13 protein-coding genes and 1 pseudogene are annotated in these 14,070 nt (G+C 61.1%); 4 read left to right on the top strand and 10 right to left on the bottom strand.

The features are described from left to right. Positions 1-19 precede the first annotated feature (19 nt). Positions 20-952 (bottom strand): LysR family transcriptional regulator, encoded by a 933-nt coding sequence (locus M0D66_RS08805; protein ID WP_266210592.1) that lies wholly within the window; start codon positions 950-952, stop codon positions 20-22. 207 nt (positions 953-1,159) lie between these two features. On the opposite strand from M0D66_RS08805, the gene M0D66_RS08800 reads away from it, so the two are divergent. Both M0D66_RS08800 and M0D66_RS08795 read left to right on the top strand, forming a co-directional pair. Then, a complete protein-coding gene (locus tag M0D66_RS08800) occupies positions 1,160-1,927 on the top strand; it encodes an SDR family NAD(P)-dependent oxidoreductase (protein WP_266210591.1) in 768 nt (255 codons plus the stop codon). A gap of 39 nt (positions 1,928-1,966) precedes the next feature. Continuing rightward, positions 1,967-2,584, top strand: coding sequence for a glutathione S-transferase family protein (locus M0D66_RS08795; protein ID WP_266210590.1), 618 nt, complete (start codon positions 1,967-1,969; stop codon positions 2,582-2,584). Between the two features lie 17 nt (positions 2,585-2,601). Here the strand turns inward: M0D66_RS08795 and M0D66_RS08790 are convergent, their stop codons facing one another. Further along, the gene (locus M0D66_RS08790; RefSeq protein WP_266210589.1) at positions 2,602-3,558 is read right to left on the bottom strand and encodes a LysR family transcriptional regulator; all 957 of its coding nucleotides are present in this window, start codon (positions 3,556-3,558) and stop codon (positions 2,602-2,604) included. A gap of 172 nt (positions 3,559-3,730) precedes the next feature. On the opposite strand from M0D66_RS08790, the gene M0D66_RS08785 reads away from it, so the two are divergent. Next, positions 3,731-4,948 carry an FAD-dependent monooxygenase gene (locus M0D66_RS08785; protein WP_200619887.1) on the top strand — a complete coding sequence of 406 codons (1,218 nt, stop codon included), beginning with the start codon at positions 3,731-3,733 and terminating at the stop codon, positions 4,946-4,948. 33 nt (positions 4,949-4,981) lie between these two features. Here M0D66_RS08785 and M0D66_RS08780 read toward each other — a convergent pair whose 3' ends face one another. The 8 genes and pseudogenes from M0D66_RS08780 to M0D66_RS08745 all read right to left on the bottom strand — a co-directional run bounded on the left by M0D66_RS08780 (position 4,982) and on the right by M0D66_RS08745 (position 12,963). Further along, a complete protein-coding gene (locus tag M0D66_RS08780; RefSeq protein ID WP_266210588.1) occupies positions 4,982-5,929 on the bottom strand; it encodes a PTS sugar transporter subunit IIA in 948 nt (315 codons plus the stop codon). A gap of 75 nt (positions 5,930-6,004) precedes the next feature. Continuing rightward, positions 6,005-6,199: pseudogene (locus M0D66_RS08775) on the bottom strand (LysR family transcriptional regulator); the annotation flags it as partial. A gap of 57 nt (positions 6,200-6,256) precedes the next feature. Further along, entirely contained in the window at positions 6,257-7,519 is a 1,263-nt protein-coding gene (locus M0D66_RS08770) for an MFS transporter (RefSeq protein ID WP_266210587.1), read from the bottom strand. 117 nt (positions 7,520-7,636) lie between these two features. Beyond that, positions 7,637-8,089: a thioesterase family protein gene (locus tag M0D66_RS08765; RefSeq protein WP_266210586.1), complete on the bottom strand. Its 453-nt coding sequence runs from the start codon at positions 8,087-8,089 to the stop codon at positions 7,637-7,639. 17 nt (positions 8,090-8,106) lie between these two features. Next, positions 8,107-9,264 (bottom strand): FAD-dependent monooxygenase, encoded by a 1,158-nt coding sequence (locus tag M0D66_RS08760; RefSeq protein ID WP_266210585.1) that lies wholly within the window; start codon positions 9,262-9,264, stop codon positions 8,107-8,109. After that, positions 9,261-10,130 (bottom strand): VOC family protein, encoded by an 870-nt coding sequence (locus tag M0D66_RS08755; RefSeq protein ID WP_266210584.1) that lies wholly within the window; start codon positions 10,128-10,130, stop codon positions 9,261-9,263. The genes M0D66_RS08760 and M0D66_RS08755 overlap by 4 nt, the downstream gene beginning before the upstream one ends. Positions 10,131-10,135: 5 nt before the next feature. Continuing rightward, entirely contained in the window at positions 10,136-11,830 is a 1,695-nt protein-coding gene (locus tag M0D66_RS08750; protein WP_093633118.1) for an AMP-binding protein, read from the bottom strand. A gap of 26 nt (positions 11,831-11,856) precedes the next feature. Next, entirely contained in the window at positions 11,857-12,963 is a 1,107-nt protein-coding gene (locus tag M0D66_RS08745; RefSeq protein WP_308112677.1) for an alpha/beta hydrolase, read from the bottom strand. 385 nt (positions 12,964-13,348) lie between these two features. Between M0D66_RS08745 and M0D66_RS08740 the strand changes: the two genes are divergently transcribed. Continuing rightward, on the top strand, positions 13,349-14,053 hold the full coding sequence (locus M0D66_RS08740; protein ID WP_200619881.1) for a TetR/AcrR family transcriptional regulator: 705 nt from the start codon (positions 13,349-13,351) through the stop codon (positions 14,051-14,053). Positions 14,054-14,070 lie beyond the last annotated feature (17 nt).

Here is a 14,070-nt window from a genome sequence, read left to right as displayed (position 1 = left end):
GTTCAACGCGTGACATCCGTTACGTCTTTGCGACGCGCTTGCCCTTAGCGGTCGATTCGTTGTTCGCAAACAGTTCGGTAAGCCAATCGATGAACACGCGAGCTTTCGCGCTCAGGTGCCGATTGGGCTGATAGGCAACAAAAACAGGAACGGGATCCGATACCCAGTCGCTCAGAACTGCTTCGAGTGCGCCGCTTTGAAGGTGTGCTGTGGCGGAAAACGTCAGCGCATGGACGACACCGAGACCCGCGAGGCCAATGGTCAAACACGCCATGATGTCGTTGGCGGTCAGTCCGCGCCGATTCTGCACTTCCACACGTTCACGATCTTTCGTCACCACGATCGGAAAGGGGCGATTGGTTCGCGAGGCAATGGTTCGAATGACGACGTGACCATGCTCGAGGTCAGATGGATGCGAAGGCCGTCCGTGCCTGTCCCAGTACGCTGGCGTCGCGCACAGGATTTGTTTAACGGCGCCAATCTGCCGCGCGACGAGTGATTGATCGAAGATTTCCCCCGCGCGCACGACGCAGTCGACGTTCTCTGCAATGAGGTCGACCGGACGATCGCTGATTCCGAACTCGATCTCGATGTCCGGATAACGCTCGACGAACGCCGGTAACGCGGGAAGTATCACCGAAAGAGCTAATGGCACAGGTAGATCGACACGCAAGCGTCCTCGCGGGTTGGTCTTCGCGCGCGACATCGTGCCCTCGAGCTCCGCGAGATCGCTCATCAACTGCAGCGCGCGCTCGTAGTACGCGGCGCCGTCCGCTGTTGTCGAGACCTTGCGCGTCGTGCGGTTGAGCAGCTTTGTGCCCAGTTCGACTTCGAGCGACGCGATCAGACGGCTGACGGCCGTCTTCGGTAAGTCGAGCACCTGCGCAGCCTTGGTGAAGGTGCCGCTTTCGACCACTCGAATGAACGCCTGCATGGCGTGAAACTTGTCCACGGTACGACTCCTCGCTGTCCTATCCCCGCCTGCCTGATTGTTTCACTGAAGAAACAATGTGGAATCGTAGCAGCGATTTATCCGCCTGCGCGTTCTCGGTATCGTTCACCCATCGCCACACGAACTTCAACGGCGCCTCGAACGGACCAGATCGTTCGACCTGCTTTCGCAGCTGCGCCGAAGTTCATCTTGAACAGGGAAATATTCATGTCTATCGCTAGAGAAACGCATGCCTCGGACCGCCCAAAGGCGGTGGTTATCGGAGTCGGGCCGGAGCAAGGGCTCGGCGCGGGCCTGTCTCGTCGATTCGCCGCCGAGGGGCGTCATGTCGTCATCGCGGGACGCACCGAAGCGAAAATCAAACGGGTGCGCGAAAGCATCGTCGAGGCAGGCGGCTCGGCAAGCACAGTCGTCATGGACGTGACGAACGAAGCGGATGTGATCCGCTTGTTCGACGTCGCCATGCGAGCAGACGAGCGTGGCGGCAGTGCCGACCTCATTGCCTACAACGCAGGCAACAACCAGCCTCTGGATCTGCGGACGATGGAAGCGGACGTCTTCGAATCGTTCTGGCGGCTCAACTGTTTTGGCGGCTTTCTCGTGGGTCGCGAAGCCGCACGGCGCTTTGTACCCCTGGGCCGAGGGTCGATTCTTTTCAGCGGGGCGACGGGTGCACTTCGAGGCTTACCAAACTTCGCCCACTTCGCGTCAAGCAAGGCCGGCTTGCGCATGCTCGCTCAAAGCATGGCGCGCGAATTCGGCCCGCTCGGGCTGCACGTTGCCCATGTCGTGATCGACGGCGGCATCGATGGAGAACGCGTGCATACGCGCTTCACTGAGCATGTCCAACAGAAAGGCCCCGATGGACTGCTCGATATCGACGCCATCGCCGATGCCTTCTGGTCGCTTCACCGCCAGCACCGTTCCGCGTGGACGCACGAACTCGATCTGCGCCCCTTCAAAGAAGCGTTCTAAACGAGCGCGAACCCCAACGCAGTCCATTTCGAGGAGTCAATGATGAAACTTATCGGTCCATGGTTTTCCGGCTATACCCGCCGGGTCGGCATCACACTAAAGCTGCTCGGCATGCCGTTCGAGCATCTCCCCTATCACGCCTATGAGCAGCAGGATCTTATCCGCCCGTACAGCCCGATGGTGAAGGTGCCGGCGCTCGCGCTCGACGACGGCACGGTTCTCTACGACAGCACAGCCATCATCGAATATCTGCACGAAGAAGTCGGCGCAGAACGCGCATTGCTCGTACCCTCCGGCGTGAATCGGCGCGACGCCTTGCAGTTCATTGGTATCGCATCCGCGATCTATGGAAAGCTCAGCGATATGTATGACGAGTCGATCCGTCCGCCCGAGCATCAGATCGCCACGATCGTCGCATCGCTGCGCGAGCAGGCGTTGGCGGGATTTCAGATGCTCGAGTCGAGAGCCGGTAATGGCTGGCTGGTGGGCGATGCCCTGTCTCAAGCCGATGTGATAGTCGTGATTACCTGGCAATGCGCATCATTGGCGTTAATGCCCGACGTCGTGCATCCGGCTGCTTTTCCCAAGCTTGCCCGATTGGCCGCGCGCGCGATGGAGATAGACGCGTTCTCCAGTACGCTGCCTTTCAAGGGATAGGGACTACTCGCGCGGCCTCAGCCGCGCGTGCTATTTCTTTTGCTGCCCCCTGCTTTGCGGACAGGCGTTGTCGTGTCCGCAAACAGATCGACCACGACCTCGCGCAGCCAGCGATTGCCCTCGTCGTGCTGGACTCGTGTGTGCCAGAGCAGATGGATCGGCGCGGCGGGCAGCGTCATGGGCAACGCGCGCAGGCTGAGCGAGAAAGGCGTTGCCAGTTGCAGGGCAAGCCGCTCCGGCACCGTGGCGATCAGATCGGTGCGTTGCAGGATGTAGCCCACGCTCATGAAGTGCGGCACCGTCAGCCGCACCTGGCGCCGTACGCCGCGCCGTTTCAGCCATTCGTCCACCTGCCCGTGCCCCGTGCCAGCCGCCACGACCACGAGATGCTCAGCTTCGCGCCATGCAGCGAGCGTGAGCGGCGCGTCCTCGAGCGGATGGCCGCGCCTGAACAGGCACACATAGCGCTGATCGAACAGGCGGCGCTGATAGAAACCACCCTTGAGTTGCGGCAGCAAGCCAATGGCCAGATCGACCCGGCCGTCGGCCATCTCGTTGCTCAGATTGACGCTTGTATCGCGCACGGTATTGAGTGCGACGCCCGGCGCGACACGCGACAGTCGTTCGAGCAGCGCGGGCAGAAAAACGACTTCGCCGATATCGGTCATGCCGATCGTCATGGTGCGCATCGCGCGCTGCGGATCGAAACCCGTCACCGGATTGAGTGCGGCGTGCAGCGTGGCGAGCGCCTGCGAGACCGGTTCCGCCAGACGCAGCGCGAACGGCGTGGGCACCACGCCGCCCGGCCCGCGCACGAACAAGGGATCGCCAAGCCGGCGGCGCAGCTTGGCGAGCGCGTTGCTGACGCCGGGCTGGCTCATGTTCATCTGCTCGGCGACGGTCGCCACGCGCCGCTCCTGCATCAGCCGCTGGAAGAGCAGCAGCAGATTGAGGTCGATTTCGCTCAGTTCCATAACTCACGCACGTCCAGGTCTCATTCAATCCAGTGATGAAGCAGATTCATTTCATCTTATTGAGGAATGAAGGTCTAGTGCTGAAAATACTGACACGGCACCCGCATTCGCCATGGCATCCGGAAATGCCATGGCGGCCCACACCATAAATCTGGATATCGGAGACACAGTCATGAAGCAGATGGATCTAAAGATTGCGATCGTCGGCGCCGGCGTCGGCGGCCTTACGCTTGCGCTCGCGCTGCGCGAGCGCGGAATCGATGCGCAACTCTACGAGCAGACCGACGAGCTGCGCGAAGTGGGCGCGGCCGTCGCGCTCTCGGCCAACGCGACGCGCTTCTACGAACGCATGGGATTGCGTGCGGACTTCGAGAAGGTGTGCGCGGAGGTGCCGGGCCTCGTCTATCGCGACGGACGCAGCGGCGCGGTCATCGGTCATCATCGTGGCACGCCCAGCTCTCGCGAGCTGTTCGGCGGCTCGTACTGGGGCATTCATCGTGCTGATCTGCAGGCTGTGCTGTCGAGAGCTGTCGGCCTTGAGCGCATCAAGCTCAGCCATCGGCTGGTCGATCTCGTGCAGCACCCGGATCGCGTGAGTCTGGCGTTCGATAACGGTCAGCATGTCGACGCCGACCTCGTGATCGGCGCCGACGGGGCGCGCTCGATCACGCGACGCTGGATGCTTGGCTATGACGACGCACTGTATTCGGGTTGCTCGGGCTTTCGCGGCGTGGTGCCGGCTGAACGCATGGACCTGCTGCCCGATCCCGAGACCATCCAGTTCTGGGTCGGACCCGGCGGCCATCTGCTGCACTATCCCATCGGCGACAAAGGCGACCAGAATTTCCTGCTGGTCGAGCGTCATCCATCGCCGTGGCCGTCACGCGAGTGGGTCATGCCCGCCAGCGAAGGCGAACAACTGCGCCTCTTCAAGGACTGGCATCCGGCCGTCGTGCAGATGATTACGGCAGTGCCAATCAGTCAGCGTTGGGGATTGTTCCACCGTCCTCCGCTCGGCCGTTGGAGCAAAGGCCGCGTGACGCTGATCGGCGATGCCGCGCATGCGCTTGTGCCGCATCACGGCCAGGGCGCTAATCAGTCGATTGAAGATGCCGTGGTGCTGGCCGCTCAATTGGGCTCTGCGGGTCCAGGCAATTGGCGCGAGGCGCAGGAAGCCTACGAGCGCTTGCGCCGGGGCCGCACGCGCAAGGTGCAGTACGCGTCGATCACCACGGCGGATGTGCTGCATTTGCCCGACGGGCCGGCCGCGCAGGCCCGCAACGCCCGCCTCGGCGCGCGCGACAGCGTGCTGAACCACCTGGACTGGATTCACGATTTCGATGCGCTCACAGAAGAGCCGAGTGAACGGCAGGGTGGCACCTGGCTTTGAGCAAGCGCTGCTTAAGCGGTCCTGAGAGCGATCCTAGCTGTGCGCGCGGCCCCCCTTGCCCACTGCACCGGCATGACGGGCAGGATCACCGTGCGGAGTAGCGCGCTCCGCACTATCCGCCTCCTCATAGCTTGCGAACAACTGGCACACAGCCCGCGGCTCGAGACAGCCATGCAGCAGCTCGCGGAATCGGTGATCGCAAAAGCGCTGCGCGACATCGGCCAGCAGCCGCAGATGCGTGCTGTTCGCCCATTCCGGGACGAGCAGCACGACCACGTCGCTCACCGGCTTGCCGTCTGGAGCATCGAACGGAATCGGCGCCACGGGCCGGACGTAAAATGCCATGGCCTGGCGCAGCGTTCGTATTTGACCGTGCGGAACGGCAATACCCTGACCGAGGCCAGTCGAGCCTAGCGCCTCACGTGCAGTGAGCCCCGCAGTCACGGACGTTGCCGGTAGTCCATAGTGCTGTTCGAAGAAACGGCCGAACTGGGCAAACAGTGTTTCCCGATCAGCCACGTTCAGACCAAGCAGAACATGATGTGGCGAAAGCAGTTGCGCAAGGGTGTCACCTTTTTCGGCTGCTTCAGCGCCATCGGCGGGCGAGTCGGCGCGCGGCAGCGGCCCGCCATCCATCAAATCCCGCCAGGCCTCCGTGGGCGCATCGGGAATTTCAAGCAGTTGCCCCACCTCGGCGGCCGGCGCCAGATGCGCGAGGCGTTGCATTGCGCTGTTGACTGCCTCCTTGGGCAAGTAGAGCGATAGGCGCACGCGGCCCGTTCCGTGCAGCGGCGCAACGCGAATGGTCCATTGCTGATCGCCGCAATCGCGGATCAGCGCCTGGCGCAACGGCGTGGCGTGTTGGGCGTCCAGGGTGACGCGCATCATCACATTGCGGCCGGGTGCGGCCCGCGACCGGCCATGGGGCAGCGTTTTACTCAGTCCGAGAAGAGTCCGTAGACCAACCAGCGCGCGAGTCATAGCGGCTCCTATGCGTTATCTGCTATCAGGTTAGCCGGATCGCCATTAACTTGGCGTAAAAATCACTGGGTGAAATTAGTCGTCGAGATGAACCGAATACAAATCGACTAACCAGTCGATGAAAATGTCGACCCGTTTTGGCCTGGTTCGATTGGGCATATACACAATGGACACAGGGCGAGGATCTAACGGATAGCCTCTCAGAACCTTGCTCAATCGGCCGGCACGCACATGAGCGTCGAGTATAAAGGTGCTGCCCTGTATCAATCCGAGACCCGCAAGCCCGCATCAACACCCTCCAGTACGGAGGGCTTCCGCATTGACACGTCAGTCGACCGCTGCGTGTTTCAGGGCACCGCCAACCCGTGTTCCGGGCTTCACATAGCTGCCAAGCGACAGCAGCAGAACGCCGGAGGCAAGCAGCAGAAACGGCGCGGCTTGCAGCGGTAGTCCATAGTTGTGCCGCAAGTCGAAATACCGCCCGACTGCGATCGGTCCAAGCACGGCGCCAAATGCGTAGCCCGAAAACGCGATCCCGTAAAACAGGCCGAAGCGTTTCAGACCGATATACGAGCGAACCATATACGAGAGAAGGTCGCCCTCTGCGCCGACTGCAAGCCCGACGAGCACCGAGGCACACAGTGCGCTGGGGTAGCTGTCGAACTGCTTTAGCAGAACAAATCCGGTAGCGCCGGCCGCGAAGAAGAGGCAAGCGACAATCGGTGCATGCACACGATCCACCAGTATGCCGGACACAAGGCGGCCGATGAGAATGCCGAATCCTACGAGCGAGGCACTGCGCGCCGCATCGTGAGCCGATATGCCGCGATCGATCAGAAGAGCAGGAAGATGAGGGCCAAGCGACAGTACCGCCGTCGAGGCAAGAAACGCCGAGAGAAAGATCACGGCAATGCGCAACAGCTTCGTACCGGCGTGGGGTGAGGCATCGCCGACATTCACGTCCCTGGCGTGCTCGCGCGTTGTCGTGCCGGACCCCTTCTTCTCCTTCGTCAGCGCGAACGCCATCAGTGCGCCCATGAGCGACATGCCCGCGAGCACCTGATACGCACCACGCCAGCCAATGCCGGTGATGAGGAACTGCGACAGGGCAGGCATCACGATGGTCCCGATCCCTAGTCCGACCATTGCGAGGCCAATGGCAAGGCCCAGCCGCCGATCAAACCACTGCGGCAATATCGCGAGATAGCCGAGAACGGAGGTCGCGGCGCCCGACATGCCGATCACGAGCGAGAGCACGATCCACCAGACCGGATGCCCGTCCTGCAAGCCCATGCACGCAAGTGCCAGCGCGAAGACGAACGCTGATGCCAACACCACACGCCTCACGCCGAAGCGGTCCATCAGGGTGCCCACGAGAGGACTGACGATTGCAAGTCCGAGCATGGATGCCGCGTAAGACTCTGCTGCCTGGGCACGTCCCCAGTGAAAATCACGCACAACGGCTGGTATGAACACGCCGTTGGTCGAAATGAAGATGGCGGCAAAGCCGAACGCCATGCCGAGCGCGACGCCAATCACGGTCACGATATATATCTGCCGCCCGCCTGCTTCCGTTGCGTGCTGTGTCATTGTCTGTCTCCACGTAGTTCTTGTCTGGACGCGTGTCTTGCGCACGCGCCGCTCCGTGACGCATGAAAGCCCGCTGTCATCGCCGGGATAAACGCCCGCGCCCGGCAATGCGATGGTTCATTTCTGCGCTTCTTTGAATTCGGGTGTGATTCGGGCGTGCCGGCTAAGAACGGCACGCAAAGAAGGGGGGATGTCCGTCGCCACGCGCACATCGGTGCGCACGCAAATGGGGGAAAAACGTGCGTCGAAAACCGGTTCGGCATTCAGCGTGCAAGCGTGACAGTGGATGTCGTACGAGCGCCTGCGGATCTCGCCGATCCAACATTCGATATCGATCTCGTCGCCCGGCCAAAGCGTCTTGATGAAGTCGAGCGACATGCCCCGGCAAGGCGTGCCCACCCCGTGTGCCTGTCCAAGCGACTTGCCGGCACGACCCGCCATGTGGTCGCTGAACAGGCTGACGGCTGAGAGCACATACGTCGAGAACTGGCCGGTATAGACAACGCCCGCGGGATCGCAATCGCTCCAGCGTACGGTCCGCCGGATCACAAAGGGCTCATCGCTCAACACGTATTCGCTGCTGTGGATCATGGCAGGCGCTCCACCTCAACCGCGACGCCGGCGTTTTCCAGCTCCTTGAACAGTTCGGGGTACTGGTCGCGAAGCCTCAATCCATCCACACGTCCCGTCCGTGTCATGAACTGATAGATGAATTCGTGCGGACAATAGCCGTCCATCCACTCGCGAATGCGTTCATACCACTCGAACGATGCCTTGGACGCCTCGATCAACGAGCGCTTGCGAGGTTCTCGCAGATCGACATATGACGCCAGCGCTGAGGTGACATTGTCGGGATGGAGCGCAATTCCCTCGGCGAGTGCGATGGCGTCTTCCATCGCGATGCGCGTGCCCGAGCCTATTGAGAAATGCGCACTCGCGAGTGCGTCGCCGATCAGCACCCGGTTGCCCGCGTGCCAGTTCGCGTTGCGTATCACCGGAAACTGGCGCCAGTTGGAATTGTTCGAGATAAGCGGATCGCCTGATAGTTCGTTTGCAAATACTTCCTCGAACAGCGCTTTGCGGGCATCGTCGGTCATCGCCTGCATGCCGAGATCGATCCATGTGCGGTGATCGCACTCGGCGACGAACGTGCTCATCGAATCCGAATACGGGTAGTAGTGCGCGACGAAGTATCCGCCGGCATGTTTGTGGAATATCAGCGCCGGACACTCGAACGCACGACCCACGCCGTACCACGCAAAGTGATTCGCGAGCGAATAGCGGGAAGTCCCGAAACTTTCCTCAGCGACGCTTCGCACGCGTGAGTTCACACCATCGGCACCGACGATCAGATCGCCGTCCAGTGCGTCGATATCATCGACTCGCGAACAGTACTCGATCTCGATTCCGAGCTCTTCCACGTATCGCTGCAAGACCGACAGCAAGGCGATGCGAGGGATGGCGCCGCCGCCCTGCCCGGGACGTTGCACGGTGATCGGCGTCTCGCTCGATACGATTGTCTGGCGCGCGCTGAACGTCATCTCGGCGACCAGGTCGGCGCAGACATCCGGGGCCGCGTCGTTGAGCTTTGCCAGCCCTGCGTCGGCCAGTACCACACCGAAGCCGAAGGTCGCCTCACGCGGGTTCTGTTCGTAGATGCGCAACTGCGCGTCGGGCACTTTGCGCGCGACAAGAATGGCAAGGAACAGGCCCGCCGGGCCTCCGCCCACGATATCGATTTTCATGGCCGCTCCGACGGTTCGATGACCAGTAGGTCAGCATCGAAACGCTCGATGTGCCCGCGTAAGCCCCCGGTCAACGCGCCGTACCAGACGGCCGGCTTGAAACCGAGTTCCTTGCGCGAGAATTGCAAGGTGGGATTGCCATCGATGCGGATGTAATTGCCGTCGACTGCCGACGTCCGGTATCTCGCGTCTTTGGACGCGACATCGACAAGCGGGCGAAACTCAGGCACGTCGAGCACAAAAATCGACGCGACATCTGTCGCCGCGGCCGATGCGTCGAGCGCGCCGCCCTTCCGTTGCCATACTGCATCGATCGAAGGGAACGCTTCGCCTGTTGCAGCTGCACGCTCCTGATCGATCGCGGCTTCGATCGTACGGGTTGCGTCATTGGCGTCGGCCGAGTCGAACGGCCGGGTTTGGTACGTGATTTCGATCGGATAACCGTTGGGATCGTTGAAGTAGATCGATTCGATCACTTCATGACGCACCTGATACCGCAGCGGTATGCCGACGGCCTCGACCCGGTCGCGCCAAGCCTTCAATTCCGCATCATCCTTGACCTGCCATGCCGTGTGCGTCGCACGGCTCTGATAGTGCTCGGACGGTTCGAGATGTGCAGGTTGCTCGGTGCCGATGTAGTAGAAGAACGCAATCGTGCTGCCGTTACCGCTATCGAAAAAGAAGTGCAGAAAGTCGGCGTGATCCACCGGCCCCCAGCCTCGTGCCGAGATGGCATGCAACAACGGAAGGCCGAGCAGGTCGCGATAGAAATGCACGGTCTCTTCGAGCTTCCAGGTAGGACGAGCAGTGTGATGGACGCCGCGCAGCACCGGTTGCGCAAGACTATTCAAAGAACTTTGGGTCATGACATTTATCCGTTGGAAACGTTGCTGGCGGACTGTTCGGCCTGAAGCCGCTCAATCAGTCCGTTACGAAGCAGCACTTTGCTGAGCTTTCCGGATGCGGTGACCGGAAACTCAGAAACGTTCTCGATGCGCTCGGGCCACTTGAACTTTGCGACGCCTTCCTGTTCCAGGAAGGCTGTGAGCGCGGACAACCCGATCGTGGCGCCCGTCAGGCGCGGCACGACGAACGCACAGACGCGCTCGCCGTACACCGGGTCAGGCATGCCGACCACGGCCGAGGCCAGCACAGCAGGGTGCCGGTTGATCAGGTTCTCGAGTTCTTCGGCGTTGATCTTCTCGCCGCCGCGATCGACCACGTCCTTGGTGCGGCCGCGGAAGAAGAAGTAGCGCTGGCCGTCTATGACCTCGGCCTTCATCAGGTCACCCGAGCGATAGAACCCGTCGGCGGTAAATCGATGGACGTCCTGCTCTTCGGACCGGTAGTAGCCGCGAATCGTGTACGGGCCGCGAAACAACGCCTCGCCGACTTCGCCATCCGGGACTTCGTCTTCAGTGCCAGGCTCGACGATCTTCACTTCGTCCCATTCGCAAACCGGCCGGCCGACGGACTCATCGAGTACGTAGTGCGGATCGCCCTCACGAGCGAACATGATCACCCCCTCGGTCATGCCGAAGATGTGATAGCACGGCGAGCCCAAAGCCGTCGACAGACCCGAGGCATTCTTCGGCGCAGTCAGTTTGCGTTTGAGTTTCACGTCCGGCCTTGCGGCCACGAGTTCTTCGGCAATGCGCGAGTAAATCGGGCCGGCAAGACCATACCAGGTCGGATCATAGTCACGGATCGCCTGCCTCAACGTAGGCTCCGCGATGTCGGGACAAACGACCACGGCGCCTCCCGTGAGCAGGATGGGACCGAAGAAGCACACCATATTCATGTTGTGCATCAGCGGTGTTGGCATGAAGAGGACATCGTCCTGGGTGTACCGATTCCACGCACCCACCAGTCGCATGTTCAGCAGATATTCGTTCTGAAAGCGGGGAATGATTTTTGGCACGCCCGTGGTGCCGCCGGACAACTGGAAAACAGCCGCCTGAAAGGGGTCGTGGTCGACGCCCCACAGATACGTACGAGCTTCATCGCGTGGCATACCGGCGATCATGGACCAGAGCGTCTGCGCGATGCCGCGCTGTTCGCCTCGTGCCTGAACGACGATGGAAAGACTGGGCGCTACCGACTGCATTTCCTCGGCGAAGGCGACGTCGTCGAATTTCGGATCATCGCCCTGGACCAGATGAATCCGTGCAGCGGCCAGATTGGCCAGATACGAGATCTCATGACGGCGGAACGCCTGTAGCGCGCATATCGGAATCAGATCCGCTTTCAGGCAGCCGAAAAATGCGATCAGCAACTCGTTGCAGTTGCCGCATTGCATGACGACGCGATCGAGTGGCCGCGCGCCCATCTTCAGCAGCGAAGCACCGAACCGGTCGGTCAGATCATCCAGCTCACGATAGCTGATGTTTCCCTCCGGGCTGAGCAGCGCCATCCGGTCAGCGTGCTTTTCAAATGCTTCGCGCAGCGCCGCGGCGAGACTTTGCTCGGGCAACACACCTTGGGTTACGTAGCGCTCGAGCGTCGCCGGGTCCTGGTAACGTACGCCTTCAAGCGCGGTGCGTGGCCGATACATTTTCCTTTGCATGACTTCCTCCATGTTTCCTCCGCGGCCTATGCGTTGTTTTGTGTTGGGTCGAAACGCTTCTTCAACCAGGCCGTGATAACGCGTCCGGCGACCACACGCCCCGATTCCTCGTCGGGCGCCAGCGCCATGCCGTGATGATTTCCTTTCACCCGGACGCGCTGCTTGTCGTCGTTGCCGAGCAATGCGTAAATCGCGTCGATGTCCGCGGGAAAGGTGCATTGATCGCCCGTATATTCAATCAGCAAAATCGGGCGGTTGATGGAGGGCGCGCATTTCTCGAGCGACGCATTCGACGAGATACCGGACCATGTCGAAAGCCATGATTCCGGCGTCACCGTGCGAGCGAAAGCCACGCTTCCCCAATTCGAAGTAAAGGGATCGCTACCCCAAAGCGAACCGGTCACGCGATCGGACGGATCCATGCTGATGTCCCACGACCGAAGATCCGCATCCGTTCGCCAGACCTGGAAAATCGGAGCATAGGCAGCAAGGCGCCTGTCGGTCATGGTTGCGGAACCGGTTTTCACGCGCGTGCGTGCCTGCTGCTTCCGCTCGATCAGTGCGCGGGCGATGCCGTCGATACGCTCTACGCGCTGACGCTGCGCCGCCCGATAGCGACTCACGAACTGCGGGGAATATTGCGCCTGGCGGGTTCGCGGATCATATCCATTGGCTTCCGAGAACGGGTCCAGTGACTCATCAATCGCCATCGGATCGCTTTCGTCGATAACGCTGGGATCGATACCGCTCATCAGAAGCGCGCCCTGGCCCGGATGGGGCGAAACGAATACGAATCCATCGGCACTTTGCATGGGGAGCTTGTCCAGGCCGGTCGGCCGGCCCCCCGGCGTTTTTTCGATCCGTTGCTCTGGGGGAAGCATCGCCTGCTGATGATAAAAGGCATAGAGCGCCGCACCGCCGGAATTGCCCAGCATGACGACTGACTCATACCCCGACTGGCGAAGATGCGACATCCCGGCCGCGACATCGAACAGCGCGATCTCATGTTCGAGGCGCAGGTCGTTTCCGATCGAGCGCGGGCCTTGCACCCAGCATGCGCAACCCGCGTCGAGAATCGTCGGCACAAGGTAGTGCGTTACCGACATTTCCCGCGGATGCATGATCGAGACCACGCACGTCTCCTTGCCCGTTCTCGTGAAGAGAAAGCCGAGTGTCGCCTGACCGTCGGCGGTTTGAAGCGAATACGGGACCACTGTGTAGGGCCGGCGCATCAGCGCCGGATCCCAGTTTGCACCGCGTAGGCCCGCGGTGACCTGAGGAAGAACTGCCTGTTCCACGCCCATCTCCTTTAAATGACACCCCTATCAATTAGGTTAGGCTTTATTTGATATAGTGTCAATTAAATATTGCGTGTAAGCTTGCACGACACTGAATCTCCCGCGTGAACGCTCGCACAACAGCATGGAAAGAAAAGCAAAACCAGTCTTGCAAACGGAAGCAACGCCGCGTCGGCGAGGGCGCCCTCCACGCGTCGAATCTCCGATCGGCGCCGAGCCGATGCTCTCGCGCAACGTGTTGATCGACCGCGCCGCCGAAATGGCGAAGCGCATGTCACTCGACCAGATATCGATGGTCCAGCTCGCCAAGGAATTCGGCGTCGCCCCGGGCCTGATCCACTACTACCTGGGCAGCCGCGACGATCTCATCTCTGGGGTGCTGAACAAGTACTATCGGGAGCGCGTGGAAAGGCTCGCCCCACTGACGGGGGACTGGCGAGCTGACGTCGTGGGTATCTCCAACGTCACGTTTTCGCTCGCGACAGAATGGCCTGGTATCAGCCTGTACGTGGTGTCGCATAACCGCTTTCGCCTGTTTCAGGAGGTGCCCGCCGGCGAGACCGACTACGGCATGGTGCTGTTCGATCACATCGTTTCAGCATTCCTGCAGGGCGGATTCACGACCGATTCAGCGGCACTCGCCTATCACCTGCTAGCCCAGTTCCTGCTCGCGAGCAGCGTCGCCGTGGCCGGCCGACAGGCACCAGCCGAACACAAGGGTTTCATTCTCGACAAGTTCGCCAGCGTTTCGCGAGAGCGCTACCCGGCAGCCACTGCGGTGGGTCCCGCGTTTGCATCGCTCGACTCCGACAAGGCTTTCCAGGAGGGCTTGCGGCTGTTGCTCGACGGTTTCGAGCAATGGGCGAATACGAATACCCTGAAGACCGCATCCGTGCGTCCAGCCAGCAAGAAAAAGGCAAGATAAGGCGGCAAGCCGCCTTA

The organism is Paraburkholderia sp. SECH2 (assembly GCF_030464795.1).
Taxonomy (GTDB): Bacteria; Pseudomonadota; Gammaproteobacteria; order Burkholderiales; family Burkholderiaceae; genus Paraburkholderia; species Paraburkholderia aspalathi.
The sequence above is the reverse complement of the archived record's forward strand: the minus strand, read 5'-3'. Positions and strand labels throughout refer to the sequence as shown.

Coding starts and splice junctions, on each gene's coding strand:
- M0D66_RS08800 (WP_266210591.1), top strand. CDS start 1,160: ATGTCTATCGCTAGAGAAACGCATGCCTCGGACCGCCCAAAGGCGGTG.
- M0D66_RS08795 (WP_266210590.1), top strand. CDS start 1,967: ATGATGAAACTTATCGGTCCATGGTTTTCCGGCTATACCCGCCGGGTC.
- M0D66_RS08790 (WP_266210589.1), bottom strand. CDS start 3,558: ATGGAACTGAGCGAAATCGACCTCAATCTGCTGCTGCTCTTCCAGCGG.
- M0D66_RS08785 (WP_200619887.1), top strand. CDS start 3,731: ATGAAGCAGATGGATCTAAAGATTGCGATCGTCGGCGCCGGCGTCGGC.
- M0D66_RS08780 (WP_266210588.1), bottom strand. CDS start 5,929: ATGACTCGCGCGCTGGTTGGTCTACGGACTCTTCTCGGACTGAGTAAA.
- M0D66_RS08770 (WP_266210587.1), bottom strand. CDS start 7,519: ATGACACAGCACGCAACGGAAGCAGGCGGGCGGCAGATATATATCGTG.
- M0D66_RS08760 (WP_266210585.1), bottom strand. CDS start 9,264: ATGAAAATCGATATCGTGGGCGGAGGCCCGGCGGGCCTGTTCCTTGCC.
- M0D66_RS08755 (WP_266210584.1), bottom strand. CDS start 10,130: ATGACCCAAAGTTCTTTGAATAGTCTTGCGCAACCGGTGCTGCGCGGC.
- M0D66_RS08750 (WP_093633118.1), bottom strand. CDS start 11,830: ATGCAAAGGAAAATGTATCGGCCACGCACCGCGCTTGAAGGCGTACGT.
- M0D66_RS08740 (WP_200619881.1), top strand. CDS start 13,349: ATGCTCTCGCGCAACGTGTTGATCGACCGCGCCGCCGAAATGGCGAAG.